The organism is Clostridium sp. (assembly GCF_036643715.1).
Classification (GTDB): domain Bacteria; phylum Bacillota; class Clostridia; order Clostridiales; family Clostridiaceae; genus Clostridium.
This window is the reverse complement of the sequence record NZ_JAVXRL010000083.1, coordinates 1-6,548: the sequence shown is the minus strand read 5'-3', so window position 1 is coordinate 6,548 and position 6,548 is coordinate 1. Positions and strand designations below refer to the sequence as shown.

Sequence of the window (6,548 nt, the reverse complement as noted above, 5' to 3'; positions counted from 1 at the left end):
GTTTTAGACTTAATATTTTCATAAGAAGATGTACTGAATTTTTTTAATAGTTCTTTAGGAAATAAATTTTTGGAATCAGAAGATTCAGTAGGAAAGTCATGTGAAACAACTTTGTATTCACCACTATCTTTATTTAAATAAACAATGCCTGTAAAATCACCGCCAGAGCTTGCGTAAGCTTTATTATTATCAACTTTATATTCTTGTACGAAAGACTGTATGTAAGCATATATAGTGTTATGTTTAAGCTCTGTACCTATTAAATTGTGTGATTCAAATACCTTTGAATTAGAAGTAAGGGATAGTCCTATACTAGTTTCTAAATATTTCGAAATTAATGAGTTTAGCTTTTCAAAGGAAATCAAATCATTAGTAGTTACAAGACTGTTATCATCAGATGAAGAAATAGTTTTATTAGCATCATTACAGCTTACAAATGAGAAGGTGAAAATAATGCATAGTATAAATAGAACTCTTTTCATTAGTAAATCCCCCTTTTAAAGTAGTTTATATATATTTTACAAGATAATTAAGTAATAAAAGTTAAAATATAGGAACTTATAATTACAAAGAGATTACGGTGTTATAATATAAATAAATAATTTATAAAAAGGAGACAATTATTATGCAAAAGACAAATGCAATGAGAATTTTAGATAAGAATAAAATAGAATACAATTCATTAACTTATGATGGATCAGATGGGCATATAGATGGAGCGGCAGTTGCAAAAAAGACTGGACAGGATCCAAAGACTGTATATAAAACGTTAGTTACAACTAGTAATTCAAAAAATATGTATGTATTTGTTATTCCGGTTTTAGAAGAACTTGATTTAAAAAAATGTGCAAAAGTTTCAGGTGAAAAGAAAGTTGAAATGATTCATGTTAAAGATATAAATAAAATTACAGGTTACATAAGAGGCGGTTGTTCACCTTTAGGAATGAAGAAACAGTATAAAACTTTCTTTCAAAAAGAAGCACTTGATTTAGAAAGGATAGTATTTAGTGGAGGTAAGATAGGTATTCAAATAGAAATGAACTCTAAAGATTTAGAGAAAGTTATACCTGTAGCCTTTGAGGATGTTATTAAGTAAGTATGTAGTAGGATAAAGGATATTTCTTTAGGATAAACTAACTCTATATTAAAAAGGAGCGTTTATCTATGAATAATAAGAAGGCTATATCCTATTTATTAATAGGGAATTTAACATTAATATTTTTATTTTTACTAAATAAATTTAAAATAGTGCATGAATTTGCAGATGTTTTTGTACTTGTAATATTTACACCGATTATATTCTCTATATTCCTATTTTATATACTTAGACCATTAAATGAAGTATTCATAAGAAAAGGGATGAAGAAGAATTTAGCGTCCCTTTTAACTTTGATTATATTTATAGTTGCTATTATCGGTTTTACTAGTTATTTTAGTGAGTATTTTTTAGAACAGATTTTTAAACTTAAGGAATATATAAATTCAACAATAAGAGATAACCAAATAGGACAATTATCGTTAGATAATATGAAGACAGAAGATATAAAGGGATTCTTTAATAATTTTTCTGATAAAATAATGGGTTATTTAGTTAGTTTATTCTCTAATGTTAAAAACATATTTAATAAAGGTATGATGATATTCTCAGATTTAATATTAGTATTTTTAATAACATTTTTCTTATTAAAGGATGGTCATATATTTAAGGAGACTGTATTAAAGTTTTCTAAAGAAAAATATAAAGCTGTTACAAGTAAGATATTAAGTGAAGGTGATAAAGTTCTATCAACATACATTATAGGGCAGGCAACAGTCGCATTATCACTATCATTAATGGTTCTTGTAGGATATTTAATAATAGGTATGCCTAGTGCTTGCTTTTTAGCATTTACAACGTTTATATTAGCATTTATACCTTTCCTTGGCTTCTTTATATCAATGATAGTTCCATATGTAATAGCTATAGCAATGGGATTTGATATGGTTTTAAAATTATCACTTTTATTTTTAATTGCTCAAACTTTAAAAGGGAGAGTCGTAGTTCCGTTTATTATGGGAAGAGCTATGAAGATACATCCAATAACAGATATATTTTTAGTTGTTTGTGGTGCTGCAATTGGAGGACCAATTGTGGCATTTTGCATAGTCCCAATATATTCTTTGCTTAAAGTTGTATTTAAGAATCTTAAAAAAGATGGGATTATAAAAATAAATATTAAATAAAATAATAAAAACCCCACACTTTACATTTAAGCCAAAGTGTGGGGTTTTATATTAAAGCACATAAAAGAATACTGCGATAAAGTGGCATAGAGTTCCAAGCAATATAAATACATGGAATATTTCATGAGTTCCAAATGAACCTAGTTTAAAGGTATCATCTTTAAAGGCATATATAACACCGCCGATTGTGTACATAATTCCTCCAAGAACTAGTAAAAATAAAGCCATAGGATTAAGTACTTGAGATAGTGGGTATATTGCAAAGATAGCAAACCAACCAATAGCAATGTACATAACACTTGATACCCATTTAGGACATGTTACCCAAAACATTTTAAATGTTATCCCAAGAACAGCAGAAATAAATACTGCAGAGAAAAGAATCCATCCAGCTTTATTATTAAGGGCAATTAAACAAAATGGTGCGTATGAACCAGTAATAAGTACAAAAATCATTGAGTGATCTAATTTTTTTAATCTATAAATAACTTTTTCAGTTGAAATTACTGAGTGATAAGTTGTGGAAGCTGTGTAGAGCAAAATCATACTTACTCCAAACAAAATAACTGAAAGTATAGCAATAAATGAACTGTGAATTACAATAGCTTTTGTAACAAGGGCAATTAATCCTATTAAAGATAGAACTGCACCAATAAGATGTGTTAATCCGTTTAAGGGTTCTCTAAAATACTTTTCCATAATTAAACCTCCAATAAATTCCACGTAGTTTCAATAACTACTTACTATAATATCATTATACGAGTATACTATATATATGGTCAAAGTTATTATTGGCTCAAATTCCGGTGAAAATACGTATTTTTATGTAAAAATATTGAATTATCTTCGAAATACTATTATTATTGAAATATAGATATTTTATCATGTAGTTTTTAAAACTAGATAAGGAAGTGTTGTTTATGGAAAGACAGGAAATGGCTACTTTAGTAAAAGAGTTAGCATTAGACAAAAATATTAAGCTAGAAGAGATACCAGAAATAGACTTATATATGGATCAAGTAATTCAATTATTTGAAAACAAATATAGCGAAGCTAAAAGAAATGACGATGATAAAGTACTTACAAAAACAATGATAAATAATTATGCAAAAGGTAAGCTATTAATGCCAATACAAAATAAAAAGTATTCAAAAGAGCATTTAATACTTATGAGCTTTATATATAACTTAAAAGGGTCATTATCAATTAGTGATATAAAAGACTCCTTAAATCATATAGTAAAAAAATACGAAAAAGGAGAAGATTATCCTTTAAGACAAATATATGAGGATTTCTTGCAGCAGTCAAAAACTGATTTAGATCTATTTGAAAAAGAAGTTCTAAATAAGACTGCATCAATAGAAGAAAAGGTTAAAGAAGATGAAGATAAAGAGTTTGAAGATAAATTTCTTCTATTATGTTCTATGATAAATATGAGCAATATGTACAGAAGAATGGGTGAAAAGATTGTTGATGAGTTTTTTATAAAAGATGATAAGGAGAAATAATATGAGAGATTTAAACTACTTAAGAAAAGAAATTGATTCTATAGATGGAAGAGGATATAAGGCATATAAGTCTTTAGAAGGAGAGTATGATTTTAAAGATTATACTTTACATATTGACCATGTACAAGGTGATCCTTTTGCTGCACCTTCAAGATTAAGGGTTACTATGAAGAGTAACTTTAATAATATTCCTAAAGAATTATTTGATGAGAATCATAAAAAAATAGCAGTACAAGATTTTATAACTAGAGCATTTTATCAAAATATAAATAAATATGGTGATAGAGTAATGGGTTCAGGAAAGAGTGGGATTATAAATATAAGTAAGTGTCCACAAGAAATATTAGATAGAACTTCAATTGTAATTAATGAAGATAAAATTGAAGCTAGATTTGAAGTTGGATTCCCTGCAAGAGGAAGAAGTGTTTTAGGAAGAGAACTTCAAAAGATATTATATGATTTCTTACCTAATATAGTTAATAATAGCTTAAAGTATGAAAACTTAGATAAAACAAAGCTTAAAAATAGAGTTTTACTAGTTTGTGATCAGCAATTTATAAGAGAAGAACTTAAAAGAAGAGATTTAGTTGCTTTTGTAGGAAATGGAGCTATTCTTCCAAGAGAAAGTGGAGTATCAACAAGACCACTAAGAGATGGTAAGAAATTCATTTCTCCAAAAGAGTTAGAAGTAGAGATAAATGTTCCAAATAAAGGTTTAATTAAAGGAATGGGAATAAGAAAAGGAATAACACTAATCGTTGGTGGTGGATATCACGGTAAATCAACTCTTTTAAATGCTTTAGAAGTAGGAGTTTATAACCACATTGAAGGTGATGGAAGAGAATATGTAATATCAGATAATACTTCAATGAAAGTAAGAGCAGAAGATGGGAGATCAATTATAAAGGATGATATATCATTATTTATAAATAATCTTCCAAATGGAAAAGATACAAAGAAATTTACAAGTGAAAATGCAAGTGGAAGTACATCACAGGCAGCTAATATAGTGGAAGCTATGGAAGCAAATTCAAATCTTCTACTTATTGATGAAGATACATCAGCTACAAATTTTATGATAAGAGATGATGTTATGCAAAGTTTAGTTTCAAGTGAAGATGAGCCCATAACACCATTTATAGAACTTGTTAGAGGAATATATGAAGAAAAGAATATTTCAACAATTATAGTTGTTGGTAGTTCAGGAGATTATTTTGATATTGCAGATACTGTAATTCAAATGGATGCTTACGAGCCTAAAGATGTAACTTTAAGAGCTAAACAATTAGCTAAAGGATTAATATTAAATAGAATAAAAAATAAAAATATAAACGTTAATATTGATTTTAATAGAAAGCTACGTAAAGGCTCTATAGAAAAAGGTCCTAAAGGAATTAAAATTAAAACTTTAGGGATAGATGGACTTATTATAAATAGAGATGAGATTAATTTAAGAAGTGTAGAGCAAATAGTAGATAGAGAACAAGTTACATCAATAGGAAATATGATGAAGCTTGCAGAAGATAAAATAATTAATAATAATCTTACTTTAACAGAAGTGGCGGACATAATATTAGATGAAATTAATTCAAAAGGGTTATTATCAATTAGTGGAACTAAAGGTGGTAGTGGAAACTTAGCATTACCTAGAAAACAAGAGATAATGGCTGCTTTTAATAGATACAGAAAACTTAGAATTAACTAGTAGTACACAAATTTATGCTAGCATAAACTATATGAATTGAATAAATAGGAGGAATTAGAATGATATTTTGGATATGTATATTAGTTCTAATGTTCATAATAGTTTTGCTAGGATATGTAGGAAATTACTTTTATAACTTAGCTATAAACTCACATACATCTAAGGATGTTTTATTTAAAAATGAATTTGGAAATGATAAAGAAAAGGTTTCTCAAGATGAGACTAGTGGAGAAAATAAAAAGGCAGATATAGAGTGGCTTTTAAATGAATCGGATTATAAAGATGAGTATATAACATCTTTTGATAAACTAAAGCTTCATGGATATAAAATAGTGAATGCTAATAAAACAAACAAATGGATTATAGCAGTTCATGGATATACAAGTGAAGGTAAGCTTATGAGTACTTTTGCAAGACACTTTTATAATATGGGATACAATGTACTTATTCCAGACCTTAGGGGACAAGGATTAAGTAAATGTGATTATATAGGAATGGGATATGATGACAGACTAGACATTGTAGAATGGATTAATTTTTTAATCAAAGAGGATAATAATTCAAATATTATCCTTTTTGGCATTTCAATGGGTGCAGCCACTGTAATGCTTGTATCAGGAGAAACTTTACCGAGTAATGTTAAAGGAATAATAGAAGACTGTGGTTATACATCAGTATGGGATGAATTTGCGTATCAGTTGAAAGCTATATTTAAACTGCCCACATTTCCTGTTATGAATTTAGCAAGTTTTGTATGTAAAATACGTGCAGGGTACTGGCTTTGCGATGGATCTGCTTTAAAAGCAGTAGAGAGAGCGAAAGTGCCAATGTTATTTATACATGGTGATGATGATAGATTTGTACCGTATTATATGCTTGATGAACTTTATAGTGCTGCAACATGTTCTAAAGAAAAGCTAATAATAAAGGATGCTGGACATGCTAAGGCAGAGTCAGTAAATCCTAAGTTATATTGGTCTACTGTAGATAAATTTATAGATAATATTTTTTAGTTACTTATTTAGAATGACTATCATATTATAATTTTGAAATTAATTATAGGGTTAGGTAAGTAATGAAAAATAATGAATGGATACTTATAAATAGTAGAG

At 27.9% G+C, this 6,548-nt stretch carries 7 protein-coding genes; 5 read left to right on the top strand and 2 right to left on the bottom strand.

Features of this window, described 5'->3' with window-relative positions:
* Positions 1–482, bottom strand: a 482-nt coding sequence (locus tag RSF37_RS14555; protein ID WP_332565101.1) for a hypothetical protein, incomplete at its 3' end; no start/stop codon positions are given.
* Between the two features lie 143 nt (positions 483–625).
* Between RSF37_RS14555 and ybaK the strand changes: the two genes are divergently transcribed.
* Positions 626–1,096 carry a Cys-tRNA(Pro) deacylase gene (gene ybaK / locus RSF37_RS14550; protein WP_332523633.1) on the top strand — a complete coding sequence of 157 codons (471 nt, stop codon included), beginning with the start codon at positions 626–628 and terminating at the stop codon, positions 1,094–1,096.
* Positions 1,097–1,164: 68 nt separating this feature from the next.
* Complete coding sequence (locus RSF37_RS14545; protein WP_332523632.1) at positions 1,165–2,223, top strand: AI-2E family transporter; 1,059 nt, start codon at positions 1,165–1,167, stop codon at positions 2,221–2,223.
* A 51-nt stretch (positions 2,224–2,274) separates the two neighbouring features.
* Here RSF37_RS14545 and trhA read toward each other — a convergent pair whose 3' ends face one another.
* Positions 2,275–2,922: a PAQR family membrane homeostasis protein TrhA gene (gene trhA / locus RSF37_RS14540; protein ID WP_332523631.1), complete on the bottom strand. Its 648-nt coding sequence runs from the start codon at positions 2,920–2,922 to the stop codon at positions 2,275–2,277.
* Between the two features lie 221 nt (positions 2,923–3,143).
* On the opposite strand from trhA, the gene RSF37_RS14535 reads away from it, so the two are divergent.
* Genes RSF37_RS14535 through RSF37_RS14525 form a run of 3 tightly spaced genes read left to right on the top strand, consistent with a single transcriptional unit; the run spans position 3,144 to position 6,449 of the window.
* Complete coding sequence (locus tag RSF37_RS14535; protein WP_332523630.1) at positions 3,144–3,731, top strand: DUF1836 domain-containing protein; 588 nt, start codon at positions 3,144–3,146, stop codon at positions 3,729–3,731.
* 1 nt (position 3,732) lies between these two features.
* On the top strand, positions 3,733–5,436 hold the full coding sequence (locus RSF37_RS14530) for an ABC-ATPase domain-containing protein (protein ID WP_332523629.1): 1,704 nt from the start codon (positions 3,733–3,735) through the stop codon (positions 5,434–5,436).
* Positions 5,437–5,495: 59 nt separating this feature from the next.
* Positions 5,496–6,449 (top strand): alpha/beta hydrolase, encoded by a 954-nt coding sequence (locus RSF37_RS14525; protein WP_332523628.1) that lies wholly within the window; start codon positions 5,496–5,498, stop codon positions 6,447–6,449.
* The last annotated feature ends 99 nt before the right edge of the window (positions 6,450–6,548 follow it).

Coding starts and splice junctions, on each gene's coding strand:
- ybaK (WP_332523633.1), top strand. CDS start 626: ATGCAAAAGACAAATGCAATGAGAATTTTAGATAAGAATAAAATAGAA.
- RSF37_RS14545 (WP_332523632.1), top strand. CDS start 1,165: ATGAATAATAAGAAGGCTATATCCTATTTATTAATAGGGAATTTAACA.
- trhA (WP_332523631.1), bottom strand. CDS start 2,922: ATGGAAAAGTATTTTAGAGAACCCTTAAACGGATTAACACATCTTATT.
- RSF37_RS14535 (WP_332523630.1), top strand. CDS start 3,144: ATGGAAAGACAGGAAATGGCTACTTTAGTAAAAGAGTTAGCATTAGAC.
- RSF37_RS14530 (WP_332523629.1), top strand. CDS start 3,733: ATGAGAGATTTAAACTACTTAAGAAAAGAAATTGATTCTATAGATGGA.
- RSF37_RS14525 (WP_332523628.1), top strand. CDS start 5,496: ATGATATTTTGGATATGTATATTAGTTCTAATGTTCATAATAGTTTTG.